Annotated in this window: 21 protein-coding genes; 12 read left to right on the top strand and 9 right to left on the bottom strand. The window is 64.2% G+C overall.

Annotated elements, in window-relative coordinates:
* Positions 1 to 129: 129 nt before the first annotated feature.
* The gene (locus LN996_RS19925; protein ID WP_231342327.1) at positions 130 to 579 is read right to left on the bottom strand and encodes a DUF5997 family protein; all 450 of its coding nucleotides are present in this window, start codon (positions 577 to 579) and stop codon (positions 130 to 132) included.
* A gap of 33 nt (positions 580 to 612) precedes the next feature.
* On the opposite strand from LN996_RS19925, the gene LN996_RS19920 reads away from it, so the two are divergent.
* The gene (locus LN996_RS19920) at positions 613 to 1338 is read left to right on the top strand and encodes a LysR family transcriptional regulator substrate-binding protein (protein ID WP_231342324.1); all 726 of its coding nucleotides are present in this window, start codon (positions 613 to 615) and stop codon (positions 1336 to 1338) included.
* 14 nt (positions 1339 to 1352) lie between these two features.
* On the opposite strand, the gene LN996_RS19915 is transcribed toward LN996_RS19920, so the two are convergent.
* Positions 1353 to 2051 carry a GntR family transcriptional regulator gene (locus LN996_RS19915; protein ID WP_231342321.1) on the bottom strand — a complete coding sequence of 233 codons (699 nt, stop codon included), beginning with the start codon at positions 2049 to 2051 and terminating at the stop codon, positions 1353 to 1355.
* A gap of 109 nt (positions 2052 to 2160) precedes the next feature.
* Here LN996_RS19915 and LN996_RS19910 point away from each other — a divergent pair, with 109 nt between their 5' ends.
* The 4 genes from LN996_RS19910 to LN996_RS19895 are packed head-to-tail and all read left to right on the top strand — an operon-like array spanning position 2161 to position 7744.
* Complete coding sequence (locus LN996_RS19910; protein WP_231342320.1) at positions 2161 to 2919, top strand: LamB/YcsF family protein; 759 nt, start codon at positions 2161 to 2163, stop codon at positions 2917 to 2919.
* Positions 2920 to 2966: 47 nt separating this feature from the next.
* Positions 2967 to 4316, top strand: a complete 1350-nt coding sequence (locus LN996_RS19905; RefSeq protein WP_231342319.1) for an MFS transporter — start codon at positions 2967 to 2969, stop codon at positions 4314 to 4316.
* Between the two features lie 6 nt (positions 4317 to 4322).
* Positions 4323 to 5987, top strand: coding sequence for a 5-oxoprolinase/urea amidolyase family protein (locus LN996_RS19900; RefSeq protein ID WP_231342318.1), 1665 nt, complete (start codon positions 4323 to 4325; stop codon positions 5985 to 5987).
* On the top strand, positions 5987 to 7744 hold the full coding sequence (locus LN996_RS19895; protein ID WP_231342315.1) for a biotin carboxylase N-terminal domain-containing protein: 1758 nt from the start codon (positions 5987 to 5989) through the stop codon (positions 7742 to 7744). The genes LN996_RS19900 and LN996_RS19895 overlap by 1 nt, the downstream gene beginning before the upstream one ends.
* 3 nt (positions 7745 to 7747) lie before the next feature.
* On the opposite strand, the gene LN996_RS19890 is transcribed toward LN996_RS19895, so the two are convergent.
* Positions 7748 to 8995: a D-arabinono-1,4-lactone oxidase gene (locus LN996_RS19890; protein WP_231342311.1), complete on the bottom strand. Its 1248-nt coding sequence runs from the start codon at positions 8993 to 8995 to the stop codon at positions 7748 to 7750.
* Between the two features lie 129 nt (positions 8996 to 9124).
* On the opposite strand from LN996_RS19890, the gene LN996_RS19885 reads away from it, so the two are divergent.
* Positions 9125 to 10129 (top strand): LacI family DNA-binding transcriptional regulator, encoded by a 1005-nt coding sequence (locus LN996_RS19885; RefSeq protein ID WP_231342305.1) that lies wholly within the window; start codon positions 9125 to 9127, stop codon positions 10127 to 10129.
* A gap of 3 nt (positions 10130 to 10132) precedes the next feature.
* Here LN996_RS19885 and LN996_RS19880 read toward each other — a convergent pair whose 3' ends face one another.
* The 3 genes from LN996_RS19880 to LN996_RS19870 form a co-directional block, all read right to left on the bottom strand.
* Positions 10133 to 11128, bottom strand: coding sequence for a bile acid:sodium symporter family protein (locus LN996_RS19880; RefSeq protein WP_231342302.1), 996 nt, complete (start codon positions 11126 to 11128; stop codon positions 10133 to 10135).
* Between the two features lie 105 nt (positions 11129 to 11233).
* Positions 11234 to 12730: a SulP family inorganic anion transporter gene (locus LN996_RS19875; protein WP_231342300.1), complete on the bottom strand. Its 1497-nt coding sequence runs from the start codon at positions 12728 to 12730 to the stop codon at positions 11234 to 11236.
* 6 nt (positions 12731 to 12736) lie between these two features.
* The gene (locus LN996_RS19870) at positions 12737 to 13843 is read right to left on the bottom strand and encodes a GTP pyrophosphokinase family protein (protein WP_159700193.1); all 1107 of its coding nucleotides are present in this window, start codon (positions 13841 to 13843) and stop codon (positions 12737 to 12739) included.
* 110 nt (positions 13844 to 13953) lie between these two features.
* On the opposite strand from LN996_RS19870, the gene LN996_RS19865 reads away from it, so the two are divergent.
* Positions 13954 to 14775: an alpha/beta hydrolase gene (locus LN996_RS19865; RefSeq protein ID WP_231342299.1), complete on the top strand. Its 822-nt coding sequence runs from the start codon at positions 13954 to 13956 to the stop codon at positions 14773 to 14775.
* Positions 14776 to 14814: 39 nt separating this feature from the next.
* Positions 14815 to 15750 (top strand): carbohydrate kinase, encoded by a 936-nt coding sequence (locus tag LN996_RS19860; RefSeq protein ID WP_231342294.1) that lies wholly within the window; start codon positions 14815 to 14817, stop codon positions 15748 to 15750.
* A gap of 9 nt (positions 15751 to 15759) precedes the next feature.
* Here LN996_RS19860 and LN996_RS19855 read toward each other — a convergent pair whose 3' ends face one another.
* Positions 15760 to 16818, bottom strand: coding sequence for a glutathione S-transferase family protein (locus LN996_RS19855; RefSeq protein ID WP_231342291.1), 1059 nt, complete (start codon positions 16816 to 16818; stop codon positions 15760 to 15762).
* A 96-nt stretch (positions 16819 to 16914) separates the two neighbouring features.
* On the opposite strand from LN996_RS19855, the gene LN996_RS19850 reads away from it, so the two are divergent.
* Together LN996_RS19850 and LN996_RS19845 are read left to right on the top strand one after the other, a co-directional pair.
* Entirely contained in the window at positions 16915 to 17724 is an 810-nt protein-coding gene (locus tag LN996_RS19850; protein WP_231342288.1) for an HAD family hydrolase, read from the top strand.
* A gap of 18 nt (positions 17725 to 17742) precedes the next feature.
* A complete protein-coding gene (locus LN996_RS19845; protein ID WP_231342284.1) occupies positions 17743 to 18612 on the top strand; it encodes an isocitrate lyase/phosphoenolpyruvate mutase family protein in 870 nt (289 codons plus the stop codon).
* A 33-nt stretch (positions 18613 to 18645) separates the two neighbouring features.
* Here the strand turns inward: LN996_RS19845 and LN996_RS19840 are convergent, their stop codons facing one another.
* A complete protein-coding gene (locus LN996_RS19840; RefSeq protein ID WP_231342281.1) occupies positions 18646 to 19497 on the bottom strand; it encodes an isoprenylcysteine carboxylmethyltransferase family protein in 852 nt (283 codons plus the stop codon).
* Positions 19498 to 19565: 68 nt separating this feature from the next.
* Positions 19566 to 20432 (bottom strand): SDR family oxidoreductase, encoded by an 867-nt coding sequence (locus LN996_RS19835; RefSeq protein ID WP_231342280.1) that lies wholly within the window; start codon positions 20430 to 20432, stop codon positions 19566 to 19568.
* A 133-nt stretch (positions 20433 to 20565) separates the two neighbouring features.
* Here LN996_RS19835 and LN996_RS19830 point away from each other — a divergent pair, with 133 nt between their 5' ends.
* Positions 20566 to 20835: a hypothetical protein gene (locus LN996_RS19830; protein WP_159700177.1), complete on the top strand. Its 270-nt coding sequence runs from the start codon at positions 20566 to 20568 to the stop codon at positions 20833 to 20835.
* A gap of 13 nt (positions 20836 to 20848) precedes the next feature.
* Positions 20849 to 21646, top strand: a complete 798-nt coding sequence (locus LN996_RS19825; RefSeq protein ID WP_231342331.1) for a glycerophosphodiester phosphodiesterase — start codon at positions 20849 to 20851, stop codon at positions 21644 to 21646.
* Positions 21647 to 21804: the final 158 nt, after the last annotated feature.

Here is a 21804-nt window from a genome sequence, read left to right as displayed (position 1 = left end):
CCCCCCCCCGGCCCCCGGGGGCCCCGGTCGCGTCGCCTGGGGGGCCCGCCCACCCCCCCCCCCCCCCCCCCCCCCACAACCCCCGGGGGCCCGGGGCGCGCCCGCCCCCCCCCCACAGCTCAGTTATAGCTACGCGTGGTCGCGCTTGGAAGTCTTCGGGGCGTCGCGCTTGGCCGCGGCGTTGTCCCTGGCTTCCTTGGTAGCTGCCTTCTTGGCGGCTTCGTCCTTGACGCGCTGGGCTTCGGAGCGGACGGCGGCGTGCGTGGCGCGCTCGGTGACCAGCCACTGCGGCGGAGCCTGCAGCAGCTCGGTGATTTCCGCCGTCGTGAGTGCATCCTCAACGCCGCCACGGGCGAGGCCGCTGATGGAGACGTTCAGTTTCTGTGCGACCACCGGGCGGGGGTGCGGGCCGTTGCGGCGCAGTTCGGCGAGCCACTCCGGCGGGTTGGCCTGAAGTTCGGCGAATTCATCGCGGGAGATGGACGAATCCTGGAACTCCTGGGGTGTCGCGGGCAGGTAGATGCCGAGTTTCTTGGCAACTGTTGCCGGCTTCATGGACTGGGAGTTCGAGGACGTCATGCTTCAAGGGTATCTGGCCGGTACTGTGAGTGTGTGCCAGCCGCTGAAGAATCCATCGAAACAACAGAGCCCTTACCCGGCCTCCGCTTCGCCTATGTTGCGGGTGTGACTCCTGGGAAATGGATCCGGCGGTGGGAAGAACGGATGCCGGACTATCCGTTGCACGCGTTCATGTCCGACGACGATGCGCAGCTTACGGTGTTGCGTGAAGGTTCCGCGGACCTCAGCTTTGTTCGGTTGCCCGTGGACCGCGAAGGCTTGAACGTCATCCCCCTCTACGAAGAGCAGCCCGTGGTGGTTGCTCCCAAAGGCCACGAGATCTCGGTGTTTGAAGAGGTGGCCCTCGAGGACCTGTCCGAGGAAAACTTCCTCGACATCGAGGAAATGGGTGGGCCGGACATGGCCCTCCAGGTGGTTGCCTCCGGTGCAGGGCTGGCGATTCTGCCGATGTCCGTAGCGCGGCACCTGAATGCCAAAGACACTGTCATGCGGCGCCTGACCGGTGCTCCTACGACTCAGATTGGCTTGGCGTGGCTTGTTGGCACGGACAGTCCCGTGATGGAGGAATTCATCGGGATCGTGCGTGGGCGGACGGCGCAGAGTTCACGCCAGCCCTCGGCCCAGCAGGAGAAGCCGAAAAAGGCGCCCAAGCCTGATCGTCGCGGCGGTGGCCCCAAGAAGCCTGCCGTTGCGCAACGCTACGCGCCGAATCCGGACAAGGGCCGCGGGAAGGGCTCGCGCAAGAAGGGCAAGCGGTAACGGCTGGTCCAGGCCTACGCGCCGTGGATGGCGGTCTGCTGCTGCTCGGAACGGTTGAGGTAGGCCAGGAGAAGGTCCCCGGCGCGTTCAAGTTTGCCGGCTTCCAACGCTGAGCAGATCTGCTCGTTTTCCGTGAGCCAGTCGCTGTAAAAGTGCGCGTTCATGGTGGCCTTGTGGAAGTACAGCCGCATCTCGGCCAAGACCTGCGCCATGATCGTGTCCAGCCGGTTGCTCTCGGCCAGGGCAACGATTGCTCCGTGGAAATGCTGGTTGGCGCTGCCCAATCCTTCGTTGTCGTCGGCGGCTGCTGCGCGTTTGCCCTCCTCGACGGCGGCCCTGACGGCGGCGATGCGCTCGGGTGAACCTCCTGCGCGGATAGAACTGACCTCGATGGCCCGGCGGACGGTGTAGACGTCGTGGATGTCGCCGGCTTCAAGGGTGGCCACGTAGACACCTTTGTTGGGCTGACGGAGGAGGAGCCGTTCGCCGGCCAGTTCTGCGAAGGCCTCCCGGACGGTGTTCCGGGAGACGCCCAGATCCTCGGCGATGGTGGCCTCGGTCAGTTTGGCACCGGGAACCAGGAATCCCTCGGCCAGTTGGTAGCGCAGTTCCTCGGCAACCCTCTCGGCAACCGACGGGACTCTCAGGCGGACCCGTGCGCGTGCGCCATCAAAGCCAGGGTGTTCGCTTTTTTCCTGATCTGCACTGGCCATGACACCAAAAGTACACGATTGCCGGAAATCGGTATCGCTGGATCGTTGAACAATCCAGCGAAATAGTGCATGCTGGATGTAACGCACATCACGAGGCAGGGATCACACCATGGCAATCATCGATTTGAACAGCGACGTCGGAGAGTCATTCGGACGCTGGACGCTCGGCGATGACGCTGCCATGTTTGAGTCCGTCTCCAGCGCAAATGTTGCGTGTGGATTCCACGCCGGCGACCCCAGCGTCATCCGCAGCACCTGCGCTAAGGCGGTACAGGCCGGCGTCGTGATTGGTGCCCATGTTGGCTACCGCGACCTCGCCGGATTCGGCCGCCGCTTCATGGACATCGATCCCCATGAACTGGCCGATGACGTGGTGTACCAAATCGGTGCGCTGCAGGCGTTGGCGGCCACCACAGGTGCGCGCGTCCAGTACGTGAAGCCGCACGGCGGCCTCTACAACGCGATCGTCAAGCACACCGCTCAGGCGCGTGCCGTCGTCGATGCTGTGAAATCGGTGGACCCCAACCTTCCGATCCTCGGCCTTCCGGGTTCCGAAGTCCTGCGTCTGGCTGAAGAAGCCGGTCTTCGGGGCGTTGCCGAGGCATTTGCTGACCGCGCCTACAACCCTGATGGAACACTCGTCTCCCGCTCACAACCAGGTGCCGTGCTTCACGATCCTGCTGAAGTGGCGGAGCACGTCCTGCGGATGGCCACCGAACAGTCCGTGAGGACCATTGACGGTTCCATCCTGAATATCCGCGCGGAAAGCATCTGCGTGCATGGTGACTCACCCGGAGCCGTTGCTATGGCTACCGCCGTGAAGTCCGCTCTGGGCGCTGCCGGCGTAACTGTCGGCTCGTTCCTCTAGCCCATCCCGGGCGCCCCGCACCATCCCTCATCCCCCCGGAGGACATCATGACCAGCACCAACAATGCAGCCAAGGCAGTGACAAGGAAGCCACCGCCCGGCGCGCTCAAGGCGTACGTTGCCAGCCTCACCGGCACCTCGCTGGAGTACTACGACTTCGCCATCTACTCGGTGGCCTCGGCCCTCGTGTTCCCCAAGATCTTCTTCCCGGGCAATGACGAGTTTGTTGCACTGCTTCTCTCGTTCTCAGCTTTCGCGGTGGGCTACCTGGCCCGTCCGATCGGTGGCGTCATCTTTGGTCGCCTCGGTGACAAGATCGGCCGCAAGTACGTCCTGGTCTTCACGCTCGTCCTCATCGGCGTGGCAACAGTACTCATCGGCGCCCTGCCCGACTACTCCGTCATCGGGGTGGCGGCTCCAACAATCCTTGTGCTGCTGCGTCTGGCGCAGGGCATCGGCGTCGGCGGCGAGTGGGGCGGCGCAGTGCTGCTGTCCAGCGAATTCGGTGACCCGAACAAGCGCGGCTTCTGGTCTTCTGCCGCCCAGATCGGCCCGCCCGCCGGCAACCTCATGGCCAACGGCGTCCTTGCCATTCTCGCCGCGTCCCTCAGCGACGAAGCATTCCTCTCCTGGGGCTGGCGCGTAGCCTTCCTCGCTTCCGCTCTCCTAGTGGTCTTCGGCCTGGTCATCCGCCTCAAGCTGGAAGAAACCCCGGTGTTCAAGGCCATCCAGGCCCAGGGCGACCGGCCCAAGGCTCCCATCAAGGAAGTCTTCACCACGCAACCCAAGGCGTTGGTGGCCGCGGCTCTCTCCCGCGTTTGCCCCGACATCCTGTACGCCCTGTTCACTGTGTTCGTCGCCGTTTACGCCACCAAGCAATTGGGCATGACCACGGGCAATGTCCTCTCCGCCATCCTGATCGGTTCAGCCTTCCAGCTGTTCCTGATCCCGCTGGCCGGAGCGCTGACTGACCGCTTCAACCGTCGCTGGGTCTACGGCATCGCTGCAGCAGCCACCGCTGCCTACATCCCGCTGTTCTTCCTGATGATCCAGGGCAAGTCAGTGGCCATGCTGACCGTGGGCACCGTCATTGGCCTGGCGCTCCACGCCTTCATGTACGGCCCGCAGGCCGCTTTCATCACTGAGCAGTTCCCGGCGCGACTCCGGTACGCTGGCAGCTCGCTGGCCTACACCCTGGCCGGTGTGATCGGTGGAGCTGTTGCACCCATCATCTTCACGGCCCTCTACGGCGCCGCTGGCGGTGGCTGGTACCTGATTGCCGTGTACATCCTCGTCGCGGCTGTTGTCACGATCGTGGGCATGCTCCTCGGCCGTGACCCCGAGCCGGAGGAAGATATCCGGTTGATGCAGGGGACACACGCTCAGCCGGCGGCGTAGCCAAAAATGGAAACCGTGATGCAAACGACCACCGCTAAAAGGGTTCGCTCCGTCAGGCCCGTCGGCACCCGTGCCGTTCTGGCCGAATTGGACGGCCTGCAGGACGTGCTCGCCCTGCAGGACATGCTCTATAAGTCCCCGCTTCCTGGCCAGGTAGATGTACTCGCCGCCGCGGAAACGGTCATGGTGGTGGGTGAGTCAGCGGCAGCCACACGTGCCATCGGTGCGCGGCTGCTGGAGCTGGAACTCACCACGCCGGAGGTCACCGACTCCGGGCTGGTAGTCATCGACACCGTGTACGACGGCGACGATCTCGCTGACGTCGCGGAGCTGACCGGACTGAGCGTGGATGGCGTTGTTGCCGCGCACACAGGCCAGATCTGGACCGTCGCCTTCGCTGGCTTCGCGCCCGGTTTCGGCTACATGGTGGGCGAGAACGAAGCCCTCACGGTCCCTCGCCGGTCTTCCCCGCGCACGGCAGTTCCCGCCGGATCCGTTGCTCTCGGTGGTCAGTACTCAGCCGTTTACCCCCGCCGTTCACCGGGCGGTTGGCAGTTGATTGGCCGGACCGGCGCACGGATGTGGGACCTGGACCGCGCGCAGCCAGCGCTTGTGAGGCCCGGCGACCGGGTTCAGTACCGGGCCGTCCGCGACGTCGTGACCACTGGAGCTTCGGTGGCGCGCGAACCTGAAACGGAGCACCACCCTGAGTCCGGAGTGAGGATCCTCAACCCGGGTGCACAGAGCCTCATCCAGGATCTCGGCCGTCGAGGCTTTGGCCCGCTGGGTGTCTCTGCCGCTGGTGCCCTGGACCGGGCGTCGCTGCGACGGGCCAACCGGCTGGTAGGCAATGGCTCCTCGGTCGCCGCCATTGAGACCGTCAATGGCGGGCTCACGGTTGAGGCCATCGGCGACCAAGTGATTGCCGTGGCAGGTGCGCCGACCACCCTGACTGTCCAGCCGCCGTCGTTGGTTGAGTCCGACGACGACTCCGCGCCGGCCGCGCCGCGGACCGTTCCGATGGCTACAGCTTTCGCGCTGCTCGACGGCGAAGTGCTAACCCTGGGTGCGCCCGAGTCCGGGTTCCGAAACTACGTGGCAATCCGTGGCGGAGTGGACGTTCCCGAGGTTCTGGGCAGCCGCTCGGCGGACACGATGTCAGGGATTGGACCGGCCCCACTGGCCGTCGGGCAGGAGCTCCCGATCGGCGAGGCCACGGTCTCCACCGCAGTTGGCAGCCCCGAACTGCAACCGGATTTCCCCGGCGCCGGCGTCACGGTATTGGACGTAGTTCCAGGGCCACGCGCCGACTGGTTCGACCAGGAAGCCCTGGATTCATTGTGCAGCCAGGAATGGTTGGTCACGCCGCAGTCCAACAGGGTGGGCATGCGTTTGGACGGAGCACCGCTCCAACGCACGCGCGAAGGTGAGCTTCCCAGTGAAGGGACCATGGCCGGAGCACTCCAGATCCCACCCGCTGGGCTCCCCGTGTTGTTCCTTGCGGACCACCCCATCACTGGCGGCTATCCGGTAATCGGAGTGGTTTGCGATGAACACCTGGACCGTGCCGCCCAAGTCCCTCTTGGCGGGCGTATCCGCTTCCGGTTCGTACCGGATTCACTGGACTCCACCACACCCTTCACCACGACCCCGGAAGAAGTGAGTATTTGATGCGCAAGGTCCTGATCGCGAACCGCGGCGAAATTGCCGTCCGCGTCGCCCGAGCCTGCGACGACGCCGGCATTGCCTCGGTGGCCGTTTACGCCGACATTGACGCCGACGCCATGCATGTTGGCGCCGCCGACGAAGCCTACAGCCTGGACGGAAACTCGCCCGCTGAGACGTACTTGAACATCGGGAAGCTGCTCGCCGTTGCCGCGCAGTCCGGTGCAGACGCCGTCCACCCCGGATACGGCTTCCTGTCGGAGAACGCCGAATTCGCGCAGGCAGTGCTCGACGCCGGACTTGAGTGGATAGGCCCCTCGCCGGAGTCGATCCGTCAGTTGGGCAACAAGATCACCGCCCGCGAGATCGCCGTCCGTGCCGGAGCGCCCCTGGTGGCAGGCAGCGACGGACCGGTGTCATCTGCCGCTGAAGCCCGTGCTTTTGCCGAGCAACATGGCCTTCCGCTTGCCATCAAGGCTGCTTTTGGCGGTGGTGGGCGCGGGCTGAAGGTAGTCCGCGAACTCGCCGAGGTGGAGGAAGCCTTCGACTCGGCAGTTCGTGAGGCTGTGGCCGCATTCGGTCGGGGCGAGTGCTTCGTGGAACAGTACCTGGACCGGCCCCGTCACGTAGAGGCCCAGATCATCGCGGATGTCCATGGCAACGTGGTTGTGGTGGGAACGCGTGACTGCTCGCTGCAGCGCCGCCACCAGAAACTCGTGGAAGAAGCTCCGGCTCCCTTCCTGAGCGACTCCCAGCGCCAGCAGATCTATGACGGCTCCAAGGCAATCGTCCGCGAAGCCGGTTACTACGGTGCCGGAACAGTAGAGTTCCTGGTCTCCGCCGATGGTGCCGTGGCCTTCCTTGAGGTCAACACACGCCTCCAGGTTGAGCACCCCATCACGGAGGAAACCGCCGGAATCGACCTTGTGCAGGAGCAGTTCCGAATCGCGGCCGGGTTGCCGCTGAGCATCACCGAGGATCCCACACCACGTGGGCACTCCTTCGAGTTCCGCATCAACGCCGAAGACGTTGGCCGCGGATTCCTGCCCTCACCGGGCACAGTGTCTTCCTTCGAATCACCCACCGGGCCGGGCATCCGCCTGGACACCGGCGTGCGTTCGGGTTCGTTCGTCGCCCCGCAGTTCGACTCCCTGTTGGCCAAGCTCATTGTCACTGGAGCCGACCGACAGCAGGCACTCCGCCGTGCGCGCCGTGCCCTCGCCGAAATCAACATCACGGGCCTGCCCACGGTGCTGCCATTCCACCGGGCGGTCCTGGAGTCCGAGGATTTCACCTCCGTTGCCGGCCTGAACATTCACACGCGGTGGATCGAAACCGACTTCGCCGACCAGATCCCCGTGGACCCCGAGTACAACGTGGTGGCACCGGAGGGAGAACGGCGGACCATCACCATTGACGTCGACGGCAAACGGCTGGCTGTTGGGCTTCCGGCGGACCTGCTGGACGGCTGGGCACGCTCAGGGCAGGGCCTCCCCGCCGCCGCCGACGTGACGGGCCTGCCGGACTCCGGGGCCGGCGACTCTCCCGCGGAATCGGCACTTGTCTCGAGTATGGCCGGAACAGTGGTTAAGTGGCTCGTTGAACCTGGCACCGACGTAGCCGCCGGGGACCCTTTGGTGGTCCTGGAAGCCATGAAGATGGAAACCCAGGTGTCAGCGCACCGTACCGGAAAGCTCTCCGAAGTACTCTCGGCACCCGGCGGAGTTGTCACTGCCGGCGCGGTGCTGGCACACATCGAGTAGCCGCTAGGACGTAACGGCAACGCCCAGCACGCTGTCCAACAAGCTGTTGCGGAACTTGCCCGAGGGATCGTGCGCCTGGACCAGTGCACGGAAGTCCTCGAATCGTGGGTACAGCGCGGGGAAGTCGTAGCCGCTGGGCGTGAAGAGCTTTCCCCAGTGCGGGCGGGCTCCGAACGGCCGCAGGGCTTCCTCGAGCTCGGGGAGGACTGCTTCCACATCGCTCTGCAGTGGCTTCCACGTGAAATGCAGCGCGACACTCTGCTGCTGGTAGAAAGGGCTGAGCCAGAATTCGTCAGCGGCTACAGTCCGGATTTCCGAGATGAACAGCAACGGTGCCAACTTGTCGGCGAGTCCACGGACCGCTTGCAAAGCAGCAGGTGCCTGATCCAGGGGTAGCAGGAACTCGCTCTGCAGCTCTTCTCCGTTGCTCGGCGTAAATTCGTGGCGGAAGTGCGGCAAACGGTCCAGCCACTTTCCCGCGACGTCCAGCTGCTCGGTGCAGTTCTCCGCAGACATATCCGGCAAGGGGTGCATCGCCGCCGTCGCAGCTGTCGCTCCAAAAAGGTCCGGCAAGGGCGCCTCGGTGTCCAGTGCCTTGAGCCAGACCTGCGGGATGGTGTCGCCGGTGTAATCGGTGAAGAAGCTGACGCTGTAGGCACTGGAAGCGATGCCTTGGAAATTCGCCAAAGCACCCTCCCACGACAAACCGGTGAGCACGCGCTGCCGGACCTCGAAGCTCGGCCGCACGGCGAGCTCCAGCCCCGTCACGATGCCCAGGGCTCCCACGCCCACCACGCTGGCGAGGAATTCGTCGTCGTCCGCTGTGAGCGTCACCAGCTCGCCGGAGGCGCGCACCAGATCAATACCCACGACGGCCGCTGCCAAGGCGGGATTCTTGACTCCACTGCCGTGCGTGCCGGTTTGGATGGCACCTGCGACGGAGATGTGGGGGAGTGAAGCGAGGTTGTGGATGGCGAAGCCCTGCTCCTCGAGGGCGCGGCCCAAGGCTCCGTAGCTGATGCCGGCGCTGACCTTGACTGTGCTCTTAGCGGCGTCCACCACGAGCGACTGGGGCAACGCGTCAAGGAGGATGTGGACGCCGTCGGTGTCGGCCACAGTGTTGAAGGAGTGCCGGGAACCCAGTGCCTTGATCCGCGTTGCGCTTGCTACCAGCTCCTGCAACTCCTCCACCGACGTCGGGCGGTGGATTTCCGCGGACGAGTACTCAAGGTTTCCTGCCCAGTTCTTCATCGAATGATCTTCCCGCTCGGATACTTAGTGGCTCCCGTAATTGTTAAGGTTCACAACTAATTCCGTCAAGGGGTGTCCACGCCATTGCGGCTAGAGTTCAAGAAACCCGCTGTCTATCAGGAGTGCCACGTGAGCAAGGGATCCAAGCCCACCATCCGGGACGTAGCGAAGGCGGCTGAGGTCTCGCTGACCACCGTCTCCTACGTACTTTCCGGCCGGCACGGTGGAACCACTCGGATCAGCCAGCCCACGCAGGACCGCGTCCTGGCTGCGGTGAAGGAACTGGGCTATGTACCCAACCAGGCGGCCCGAGGGATGCGCCGGGGCAAAACGGACGTGGTGGCCGTGGCGATCGGAAACCTCGATTGGCCATGGGACAGGGCCCTCGCCACTGCGGCGGCCCGGATCCTCCCGGAGCATGGGTATCAGCCGGTGATCCTGTTGGGCGACGACTGGCGGAAGTTCATGATGTCCGGCGGTGCGGATGGCGTCATCATTGGCTACTTCCCTGAGGCGAAGTCCGAGGACGAAAGCGTGACGGAGCTCGCCCGCCGCGGTGTCGCCCAGGTGGTGATCTCAGGAACCATGAAGCCCGCTGGGTTCGATGTCCTGGCGCCTGAGGCTGACGCCGGGCTCAAGGAGTGCATGGATTTCCTCACCGCGTCCCACCGCAGGATCGCCTGCATCCGGAGGGCGGACCCGGCCGGCCGTCCCAAGAGCCGTTTCGCCGCCTACGCGGCTGGCCTCGAGAAGGCGGGCATCCCCCTCGACGAGTCCTTGGTGAGAACGTCGCAGCACCGTCCGGCTACCGCCTATCAGTCCGCGATTGAGTTGCTCCAGCTACCTGACCGGCCCACGGCCATCCTGTGCACGGACGACATGGAGGCGCTGCAGGCCATTCGCGCGGCTTATCGTCTGGGGCTTCGGGTGCCCGAGGACGTCCAGATTGTCGGCGTCGGGAATTCTACCGAAGGCCGGGACTACGATCCCGCACTGACAACAGTGGGCCCGGAACCGATCTTTGAGCAAGTGGTCCGTATGCTGCTCGATCGCTTGGCCGGGACCACGCCGACGGAGGGCATCCGGATTGCATCGCCGTGGAAGTTGCACCACCGGGGAACCACGCAGCGCTAGGCGTTAGTCCTTGAGCGGGCGGCGAGCAAGCCAGGCCGCAACGATGGCACCCGAGACGTTGTGCCACAGCGAGAACACGGCGGAGGGCAGCGCAGCCAAAGCGCCGAAGTGTGCAGTCGCCAGAGTCGCGGCCAGTCCGGAATTCTGCATGCCCACCTCGAACGCCAGGGCGCGGCGCGCCTTGTCGTCCAGCCGGCCGAGCCTGCCGGCCAGGTAGCCGAGTCCCAGGCCAAAGCCGTTGTGGAGGACAACTGCCAGGAACACGATCGCGCCCGCTGCAACGATCTTGCTGGCACTGCCGGCTACGACAATCGCCACGATCAGTGAAATCACGACGGCGGATGCCCACGGAAGTGCCGGAAGAACCTTCGCGACGAGCTTCGAGAGGAACAATCGGGCCAAGAGCCCTGCGATAACTGGCAGCAGCACGGTCTTCACGATGTCCATCACCATGGCTCCGGCATCGATGTGCAGGAAGGAGCCAGCCAGGAAGAGCGTCAATGCGGGGGTCACGATAGGTGCGATCAACGTGGAAACCGAGGCGACAGCTACGGAGAGCGCAACGTCTCCCTTGGCCAAGAACGCCATGACGTTCGATGCAGTACCCGACGGCGCGCAACCCACCAGGATCAGGCCGACAGCCAGTTCCGGTGGCAACTGCAGGAGCACGGCAATGAGCCAGCCGGCGCCGGGCATGATGACGTAGTGGGCCACGATGCCCAGAGCTACGGCCCATGGGCGGCGGGCCACGGAGGCGAAGTCAGGCGGGGTGAGCGTGAGGCCCATGCAGAACATGATGATGCCGAGCAGGTACGGGACTGCGACGCCCATCGGTTTGAAAAGGTCCGGAAGCAGGAATCCCACGACGCCGGCAACAACTACCAGAAGGGGGAACACTGTGACGGCAATGCGCGCAATCTTGGCTTCAGCGGCAAGGGCGGCGTTCACTGGCGCAGCAGGTTCTTCGGTTTTCGACGGTGTATTGGTTGCCTCAAGCATTCATCCATGCTCACATTCGGCGACCAAACCGAACGACTTCTTTACATCCACGCAGGGGAATATGTCAGACAACCGCTGTTCCGCACTCAGTTGGGCAGGGTGAGGTTAGGAGTTGAGCTTGCCGGCCAGTCGCTCGCGCATGCGGACGCTGGCTTCGTTGAGTCCGATGAACTCCACTTCGCGCCCGTGATTCCGGTACTTCTCCGTGACTGAATCGAGTACGGCGACGGTGGATGCGTCCCAGATGTGGGAGCCGTGCAGGTCGATGATCACCCGATCTATGCCTTCTGAGGAATCCTTCGCATAGTCGAACTGCGTATAGAGGTCGTTGGATGAGGCAAAGAAGAGCTCACCGTCCACCGTGTACGTCGCAACGTTCCGGCCATTGAGTTCCAGCTCCGTCCGCTCGACCGTCGCGAAATGGGCCACCCGCCGTGCGAACAGGACCATGGCGGTCAAGACCCCGACGCCGACACCCACCGCAAGATTGTGGGTCGCCACGACGGCGGCAACCGTAATCAGCATGACTGCGGTTTCAGACTTGGGCAGCCGCTTGAGCGTGGACAGACGAATCGAATGCCAGTCAAAGGTAATCAGCGAAACGAAGATCATCACGGCTACCAGGGCCGCCATGGGGATCATGCCCACAACGTCCCCCAGTACTACCACTAGGATGAGCAGGAAAACCCCGGCAAGGAAGGTCGAGAGCCGGCTCCGTGCACCTGAGCCCTTCACGTTGATCATGGTCTGCCCGATGACAGCACAACCACCCAAACCGCCCAGGAAGCCCGTGACGATGTTGGCAGCGCCCTGGCCCCAGGACACGCGCGTCTTGTTGGAGCGGGTATCCGTGATGTCGTCCACCAGTTTGGCGGTCATCAGGGATTCCAGCAGGCCCACCAGCGCCATCGATAGCGCGAAGGGTGCGATGATCTGGAACGTCTCCAGGTTCAAGGGAACGTTGGGCAGGAAGAGGCCGGGCAGGCTGTCCGGGAGTTCGCCCTTGTCGCTGACGGTGGGGACGTCGATGCCACCCACTACAGTCACCAAGGTGATGGCCGCGATCGCCACCAAGGGTGCGGGGATGGCGGTGGTCAGACGGGGCAGCCCGAAAACGATGACAAGACCAACAATGACAATCGGGTAGACCATCCACGGCACGTTGAAGAGCTCGGGCATTTGGGACATGAACACCAGGATGGCCAGAGCATTCACGAAGCCGATCATTACCGAGCGCGGGATGAACCGCATCAGTTTGGTGACGCCAAGGACGGCCAGGACGATCTGGAAAACGCCCGCCAGGATGATCGTGGCGATCAGGTAGTCGAGCCCGTGTTCCTTCATTACCGGGGCAATCACCAGGGCGACGGCGCCGGTCGCCGCGGAAATCATGGCAGGGCGGCCGCCCACAAGCGCGGTGACTACGCCCATGGTGAAGGAAGCGAACAGTCCGATGCGGGGATCAACCCCCGCAATCACCGAGAATGCGATGGCCTCCGGGATGAGCGCCAGAGCCACTACGAGTCCCGCGAGGGATTCCGTCAGAAGGCGGCGGGGTGAGCGGAAAGTCGCCCGCAGTGACATGAGTTGCTCGGGAGTCATGGGTCCTTAGAGTGCAGTCTGGCGGTATCGCTCAATCTGCTTAAGACGCCGCTGGAGGCTGTCGCGCCGCGGGTGCGGAACGACGTCGGGCGCCTCAGCGGTGAGATCAACGTGTTCGGTTCCGTACTGCCACAGCAGGAGGTCATCCAGGAGGCGGTCGGGACCGGGGGAGTAGCGGTGGTCCAGGGCCTTGCGGACCTCCGTGATCCGGTTGGCGCTGAGCAACCCGGCAAGCTCCACGGTCTTGGTGAGTCCGTGGGCGGCGAGAAGTTCGGCAGCCCAGCCCCAGTCGTCATCAACTTTACGGTCAACGTGCGGCAGCAGCGTACGCCAGACGTCACGAACACGGTTGGGAGTCAGCGGTGAGCCGCCCTCGCCCTCGAGGTCCCAATAGCTGCGGACTTCCTCGTACCGCTCGTGCAGGTCGGCAAATGCGCTCTCCACGGTCTCCAGCATGGCCGCTGTCGCAGTGAACTGGCGGTCAAAGTGCGGCGTCCAGGCACGAGGATCTTCGGCCTTGAAGCGGATATCGTGCTCGATCTCGCTCCAGGCATGGGCGAATACAGTACGGATCTGGCATTCGAAGAAGTAGCTGCCATTGGCAGGCATGTCCGGGTTGAACGCCTGCTGGTATTCCTTGACAGCCTCGTTTTGGATCGTGCGCAGAATGAGATGCCGGCTGGAGTACCCGTACGTGCCCGACTCGATGGAGCCGATGTCCTTCTCGCGGTCGCCACGGCAATCGAAGAGTTGACGCTGGCGCTTGATGATGTTGGCAACGGCCGCGTTTTCCGCCGGCAGCTTGGTGATGACACGGATGCCCACCATGTCGTTCAACGTGCGGAAGGGGTCCGGGAATTTCAGGACCCGGGGCCCGCCTGGTTCCAGCGGATCATCGGTGCGGGAAATCTTTTCGCGGAAAGACTCCACGGTTTTGGTCCGTCCGGTGACGAACAAGGGAGTGACCTCGGCGTCGTTCAGCATGTCCCGCAAGGTCAGCAGGACATCCCGCGTGACCCGCTTCAGGGCAGGGCGGACACGCTCATAGAGCGCCACGTTCGCGTCTACTGCGTCGCGCTGATCCTGGTCCAGGCTGTCCCAATTGCTTGCCATGCCCCCAGCTTACGGGGCGGGTCCGACACTGAACCGAGCCACTCGCCGTCGGGGTGCCTCTAGCCAAACTAACGAACCGTCACGATAGGCTCAGTACAAAGGAGGGCGCAATGTTGCGGCACAAGTACAGCTACGGCGAACACCCCAGTCAATGGGGCGAACTCTTCATACCTGAACCGAGTAACGGCAACCATCGCGGCGTATCAACCGTGGCCGGTGGAATCGCCGTTGTGATCCATGGCGGCTACTGGCGATCACAGTACGGCGCCGAGTTGGGTGAGCCCCTTGCCCGGGACCTCGCAGCGCACGGCATCACTGCGTGGAACCTCGAATACCGGCGGGCCGGCAACGGCGGTGGTTGGCCCCATACTTTCGAGGACATCCTGGCCGGCATCGACCATTTGTCCGCCATTGCCGGAGACCATGATCTTCAGCTCGGCAAAGTGGTGGCCCTGGGCCACTCAGCCGGCGGCCACTTGGCTGTTTGGGCTGCGGGCCGGGAGCGGCTTTCGGCCATTGGCACGCCCGACGCCGACCGCCAGCTCCAGCGCAGCCCCGAGGATAACGCCGTGCACCTGACCGGCGTCGTCAGTCAGTCCGGCCTCTTGAATCTTGCCGCGGCAGAGAAGCTGAACCTCAGCAACGGCGCCGTCTGCAACCTCATGGGTGGGGACTCCCATAGATTCCCCAAGCGGCATAAGTATGCGGACCCCATGAGTTCGCTGCCGCTCGACGTCCCGATATATGCCGTCCACGCCACGGATGACGAAGACGTCCCCGCCAGCCAGTCCGAGGCATACGTAGCTGCGGCTACGGCGGCCGGTAGTGCGGCCCAGCTGCTGCGCGTCCCCGGAGACCATTTTGACCTGATCGATCCCAAAGCCGTCGCTTACAAGAAGTGCCGCGAGCTGGTGCAGCGACTGCTCTCGTAATCTGTGGTTCGCGGGGTCCGCCTCTGGCAGAGTGGTCCCATGCTGACAGTCATTGGTGAGGCCCTGGTCGACGTCGTTCAACGCCCTTCGGGAATCGAGGCGCACGTTGGTGGGAGCCCGCTCAACGTTGCCGTCGGATTGGCGCGCCTGGATCACCCGGTGCAGTTCATCGGTCGTTATGGCCGCGACGCCTACGGTGATTCCGTGGCGGCACACCTGCGCTCAAGCTCAGTGATGGTGCCGCTTCCGCCGGACGAGAAGCCCACCAGTGTGGCCACTGCGCAGATCGACGACGACGGCGCCGCCACCTACGTGTTCGACCTCGCCTGGGAACTGCCCGGACTCGCCGCACGGTTGCCGCTGATGCTGCAGGGCGCCACTTTGCTGCACACAGGTTCCATCGCCACAGCTTTGGAGCCTGGCGCCGCAGACGTGCTTGCCGCCGTCGAGCATGCCCACCCGAGCAGCACTATCAGCTTCGATCCCAACTGCCGCCCCAGCATCATTACGGACGTTGAGTACGCGCGGGCGCAGGCCGAGCGCTTTGTGGTGCTGTCCGACGTCGTGAAGGCTTCGGACGAGGACCTCGAATGGCTGTATCCCGGTGTTGATCCGACCGAATCCGCACGTCGGTGGCTGTCCCTGGGCGGCGAGGAAGGCCCTGCTTTGGTGGTGGTGACCCGCGGTTCACGTGGCCCCTGGGGTGTCACCAGGTCAGGCGAAACACAGATTCCGGCGCCTTCGGTGACCGTAGTGGACACGGTGGGTGCGGGAGATTCATTTATGGCAGGGTTGTTGTCCGCAATTGTGGACCACGGGCTGGATGGCGCGCAGAACCGCGGCGCTCTGAGGGCCATGCCGGCGGAAACACTGGCCTCGATCATGGATCATGCCGCCCGTGCCGCCGCAGTCACGGTCTCGCGCGCGGGAGCCAACCCGCCCACGCGGGCCGAGCTCAACCACGGGGCTGCGTGAGCGGAACCGCTAGGAGGCCCCGTGTCCGGCGGCCACTTCCTCTCCTGCCTTCACCGGCCCTGGCGCAGTGCCATCCCCGAAGGGGCTGCCGCCCAACGCTTCCCGCCCGTGAGGGGCGAGCCAGCCTGACAGATCCGGGCCCGCAGGGACAATCTGCGTGGGATTAATGTCCTCGTGGACGATGTAGTAGTGCTGCTTGATCTGCACGAAGTCGGTGGTGTCTCCGAAGCCGGGTGTCTGGAACAGGTCCCGGGCGTAGGCCCATAGTGCCGGCATTTCGCTGAGCTTGTTCCGGTTGCACTTGAAATGCCCGTGGTAGACGGCGTCAAAGCGCGCCAAAGTGGTGAAGAGCCGGACATCGGCCTCGGTGATGGAGTCACCCACGAGGTATCTCTGCCCGGTCAGCCGCTCCTCGAGCCAGTCCAACGCGTTCCAGAGCCGGGTGTAGGCGGCGTCGTAGGCTTCCTGGGATCCGGCGAAGCCGCACCTGTAAACGCCGTTGTTGACTTCGGTGAACACCCGCTTGTTGACCAGGTCGATTTCCTCACGCAGGTGCTCCGGATACAGCTGGGGCGCACCTGGACGGTGGAACTCCGTCCATTCCGTGGAGAAGTCCAGGGTGATCTGGGGGAAGTTGTTGGTCACCACTTCGCCGCTGCGGATGTCCACCATGGCCGGAACAGTGATTCCGCGGGGGTAGCCCGGGAAACGGCGGAAGAACGCCTCCTGCAGCCGCTCGATGCCCAGCACGGGGTCCTTGCCGTCGGCGTCGAGGTCGAAGGTCCAGGACCGGGCATCGTGGGTGGGGCCGGGCTGGCCGAGGCTGATGACGTCCTCGAGCCCCAGGAGCCTGCGGACGATGACGGTGCGGTTGGCCCACGGGCAAGCCCGGGCAGCTATCAGCCGGTACCGTCCGGGTTCCACCGGCCAACCCGGTTCGCCGTTTGGTCCCGGAGTGCCATCGCGGGTGATGCGGTCCTCGATGTAGTTGGTGTCGCGGTTGAACTCACTGCCAGTGACGTACGCGCCGCGTGTGCTGTGCTCTTCGCTTGTTGTCTGGTCACTCATTGACCCAGCCTATGCTTCGGGGGTGGCGTTGCATGGGTTCGATCGCGCTCGATCAAAAGGGAATGCGCCTTGGTGGCACCCACGTAGACTGGCATGATGCGGCTCGTAGCAAGCGATATTGACGGCACCATCCTCGGTCACGACGGCAAAATCAGTGACCGGACCATCAAGGCATTCCAGGCATGCCGCGACGCAGGGGTGGAACTCGTCTTTGTCACCGGCCGCCCGCCGCGCTGGTTGTATCCGCTGCAGGAGCAGTTGGGGCACAGCGGAATCGTGATCTGTTCCAACGGTGCCGTGGTGTGGGATCTCGAAACCGAAAAGGCCCTTTCCTCATCTGTCCTGGACGCTGAGTCCGTCTTCGATGCCCGCCGGATCATCAAATCGCTCAGGCCGGACGCCCTCTTCGCTGTTGAGACCCTCACGGGTTTCCAGCTTGAACCGGGCTTCATCGAGAACGAAACCAGCGAGCTGCTCGCCGAGTTCACGCCCGCACCGCTGGCGGACACGCTCACGGCGGATGACGCCGTCGTCAAGTTCCTGGCGATCACCCGCAAAGGAACCCCGGACGAGTTCCTGGCCGAAGTGCAGCCGGCCGTAGCCCACCTTGTGTCCACAACCCACTCGGCACCCCGGACGGCGATGCTGGAGATGTCCGTGCCGGGCATCAACAAGGCCGTCACGCTCGCCAAGTACGCCGAGTCGCTGGGCATTGAGGCCGCCGACGTGGTGGCGTTCGGGGACATGCCCAACGACATCGAAATGCTCCGCTGGGCAGGCCACGGTTATGCCATGGCCAGTGGACACCCGGAGGCCATCCTCGCCGCCGGACAGCAAGCGCCGCACTTCGACGACGACGGCGTGGCCCAGATTCTCGAGGCAAAGCTGACAGGGCAGCGGGTCTAGTTACGTCAACAACTGGTTATGTCCGATTTCCGCCAGATATCCAAAGTCGCAGCTGGTGGAATGGACTCCATGAACCCGGAACAGAACCGAACCGCAGCCCACTTCAGGTCCCTCCATACCAGCCAAAAACCGTTGGCGTTGAGCAACGCCTGGGACGTCGCCAGCGCCGTCATCACTGAGGCGGCAGGCGCGCCCGCTGTGGCCACAACGAGCGCCGGAGTTGCCTGGTCTCTGGGTCTTCCCGACGGGGATCGGCTGGAGAGGGAGCGCGTCGTGGCCGTGGTGGCCAGCATCGTTAACGCCGTCAAGGTGCCCGTGACAGCTGACATAGAGGGCGGCTACTCAGAAACGCTGGAAGGGATCGCCAGGACGGTCGCCGACATTCTTGAGGCCGGCGCTGTCGGGATCAACATGGAAGACGGCTCCCGTGACCCCCTGGACTTCTGCGCACGGATCTCAGCAGCCCGCGCAGCTGCCCTGAAGGCGGGACAGGACTTGTTCATCAACGCACGCACCGATGTGTTCCTGGCAGGTTTTGGAACATTGGAGCAGCAGATCGCCGAGGTTGTTGCACGGGCGGAGAAGTATGTGGAGGCCGGCGCCGACGGCATCTTTGTTCCGGGAGCATCGGATGCAGACACCGTTGCCGCGTTGACCGCTGGGATCTCCGTCCCCGTCAACGTCATGGTGGGGGCAGGCTCGCTGAGCGTCAGCGAACTCGGAAGGCTTGGCGTCTCCAGGGTCAGCCTCGGGTCCAGCATTGCCCAGGCCGCCTACGCCGTGGCCCATCGCGCCGCGGAAGAGCTGAACACCGAGGGCACGTACAAGGCCGTCAGCGAAGCCATCGACTACGGCACCCTCAACGGGCTGTTCGCCACCACGCACTGAAGCCGGGGGACCTCCGGCCTTGGCCGAGGTTCCTCACCATCGGGGAATCCAGCAGCGCACTGAATCGCGGTACTGCCGGAATTCAGCGCCAAACCGGTCTTCCAGGTCTGCTTCCTCCAGCGGCCGGACGGCGTAATTCCACAGCAGCGAGCCGATTACCGCGTACACGATCACAAGCCATGAGCCCAGAATGAGCCCCACGGCGAGCCCTTGAGCGATGCCCGCGACCGCCATCGGATTGCGGACCCAGCGATACGGGCCGGCGATGACAAGGTGGTTGGGCATTGCAGAGGGCAATGGCGTGCCGCTCCCGCGGGATGACATGGTTACCGCGGAAGCGACCCCCAGGGCGCTGGCAAGCAGCAGAACCACCACGCCGGCAGGAGCTGTCATAGGGTGGAATGGCAGGGACACCGCCCAGCGCTGTTCCAGCCAAACCAGGGCAAAGGGGAGCAGCCCCAGGAAGAAGCCCCAAAAGAGTGCCATCTGACCCAAGGTTGCACCTACATGGGCTGCAGTGTGGCGGCGGGCCGGTGCTGGACGGAAGGCAAACGGTCCCCTCACGATCAACTCGGTGGGGACACGTCCCAGCATGACGAAGCAGAGCGCTACGCCCGAACACGCCGTCGCGGCAAGCATGGTCAGGACACCCCAGCCTGCCTCGGCAGTGATTGTTGCGTAGCCGGCCAAGGCAACGGCAACGATTCCAGTCCAGCCGGCAGCGACCACCGCTGCTGCCCTCATGCCGAAGGCGGCGACGGCCGAGCCGATGACGAACAGGGGAACGTCGAAGGCTGCCACGGCGATGGGGTCCAGGCTTCCGAGGGTGGCTGTGCGCACCGCAGGTGACAAGAAAACCGCAATCCACCACGCGAGCCCAGCCACGGCTTGGACCGCGAAGTAGGCCCGCCCCCACCTCTGCGGGTTGGTTCGGACAGGAGAAGCCCCCTCTTTCAAGGGTGCCGTACGCCCTCGCCGGCCAACAGCGCGCGGTAGCCCTCCTTGAACGTGGGAAAGATGGGCTCGAAGCCCGTCGCCCGGAGGCGCTCGTTGGAGCAGCGCTTGTCGCCGGGGCCGGCGTCGGACGCGCCGCCAGGTGCCGCCGTCGGGGGTTCCGGGCACCCAAGTTCTGCCGCGAGGAAGCGCAGGACGTCGCCCATTTCCGCCGCGTGGTCGTCCACACCGACATACACGGGACCTGGGTCCTCGTCCATGGTGGTGAGGTGGACGATCATGGCTGCGGCGTCGTCCCTGTGGACGCGATTCGTGTGCCGGGGTTGGGTAGGAATGACCGCCTGGCCGCTGCGGACCTGGTCGATCAGCCGGGTTCGGCCCGGCCCGTAGATTCCGCCAAGCCGGAGGGAAATGGGCTGGGTCCCGGTTCCATGCGTCCTTGCGAACAGCAGATCCTCGGCCTCCACCAGGACTTTGCCGCTGAAGCGCGTGGGTTCCGTGGGCGTCGACTCGTCCACCACGGCTCCGCCGGAGTCCTTATACACAGCCGTGGAGGAGACGAAAAGGATCCGCCGCGGGGTGATGGACTGGCGTTCCAGTGCGTCCAGAACGTTTTTGACGCCGTTCACGTACGCAGCCCGGTATGCCTCTTCGGTGGAGGAATCGGCCGCAATAGCCACCACGACGATGTCCACGTCGGCGGGCAGCGCGGGCACTTCTTGGGAGAGGTCCGCATATACACCGCGGATTTCGGATGGCAACTTACCGGGGGACCGACGCAGGCCCACAACGTCATGGCCCGCAGCGACGAAGCGAAGCCCTGCTTCAGTTCCGAGGTCGCCGCATCCGGCAATCAACACACTCATGCCCCCAGTTTGCCAGCCCCAAGTGTCACCTGTTTCCCAGCCTCCATACAACCGGCGTTCAACTTGGCTCCGTAGGCTTCCAGCCAAGGACCCGTTCGCATCGTGTCTACCAGTCGGATTCGCAGGGGGAAACATGGCCAAGCGCAGGATCAACAACGTCAATACCGCGCCATTGCGGCGGATTGAGCCGGATCACCACTGGCGTTCACTTCGCCAGGGCGACCGCGTCAACGTCACCTTGACGCCAGGCTACGAATCGGCCGGTGTGGTGGACGCCGTTACCGGCGACGCCACCGCGGTTTGGGTGGAGCTCGACGGCGGTCGCGGCCGAACGCTGGTGCACGTCAGTGACGGCGTGGCGGTCGTTCCACAGCCGACGGCGGCCCTCCCGCAGGAGTCCTAGCCGCACCTTGGCAATGGGCTACGCTACGGGTGTGACGCTGCCGTATTTCCTCCGCAAGGACGGTTCTGTGGGCCCTTTGGCCTTCGCCCACAGAGGTTTCTCCCTGGATGGGCTGGAGAATTCCATGGCCGCGTTCAAAGCTGCAGTGGAACTCGGGACCGTGCACCTTGAAACGGATGTCCACACCACCTCGGACGGAGTGCTCCTGGTCTTCCACGATTCATCGCTGGACCGCGTGACTGATTCGGTGGGAGATATTGCATCATTGACTGCCTCGGAAGTCTCCGTGGCGCGGATCGGCGGGGTGGAGCCGGTGCCAACGTTTGATGAGCTGGTTTCAGCGCTGCCCGGTGCCAGGCTGAACCTGGACGTCAAGGATTGGAACTCCGTGGGTCCCATGGCGGAGGCCATTGAGAAACACGGAATCCATGATCTCGTCCTGGTCACAAGCTTCTCGGACAAGCGGCGTCGGGCGGTCCTGTCGCGACTCTCCCGCCGCGTTGCTTCCTCCGCCGGAAGCTCACTGACGGCGCTCTTCATCCTCGTGGGCCCCGTGCTACCGGCACGTTTGGCACGCAAGCTGCTTGCCGGCGTCGACGTTTTCCAAGTTCCCGTCCGTTACGGCCGGCTGCCGGTGGTGACGCCGGGATTCATCCGCCGCGCTCACCGGTTGGGCAGGCAGGTGCACGTGTGGACCATCAACGAACCCGCGGAGATGGAGCGCCTGCTGGACCTCGGCGTCGATGGAATTGTGTCCGACCGCCTGGACCTCCTCAAGGAAGTTTTGGTGCGCCGGGGCCAGTGGGTCTAAAAGCCTCCCAAACCCCCGCGATATGCCATTTGATGACAGTCCCACGCCGGCAAAGTCATAGGGTCGTTGCAACGCTCTGATTGATGGAGCGTTTCATGGTCAAGTTGTTTCCTTCGGGTGCGCGTGCCGAGTTTGTTGATTTGGTGTGTGCGGGGGTC

This window comes from Arthrobacter sp. AK01, from assembly GCF_021109375.1.
Taxonomy (GTDB): domain Bacteria; phylum Actinomycetota; class Actinomycetes; order Actinomycetales; family Micrococcaceae; genus Arthrobacter.
The sequence above is the reverse complement of the archived record's forward strand: the minus strand, read 5'-3'. Positions and strand labels throughout refer to the sequence as shown.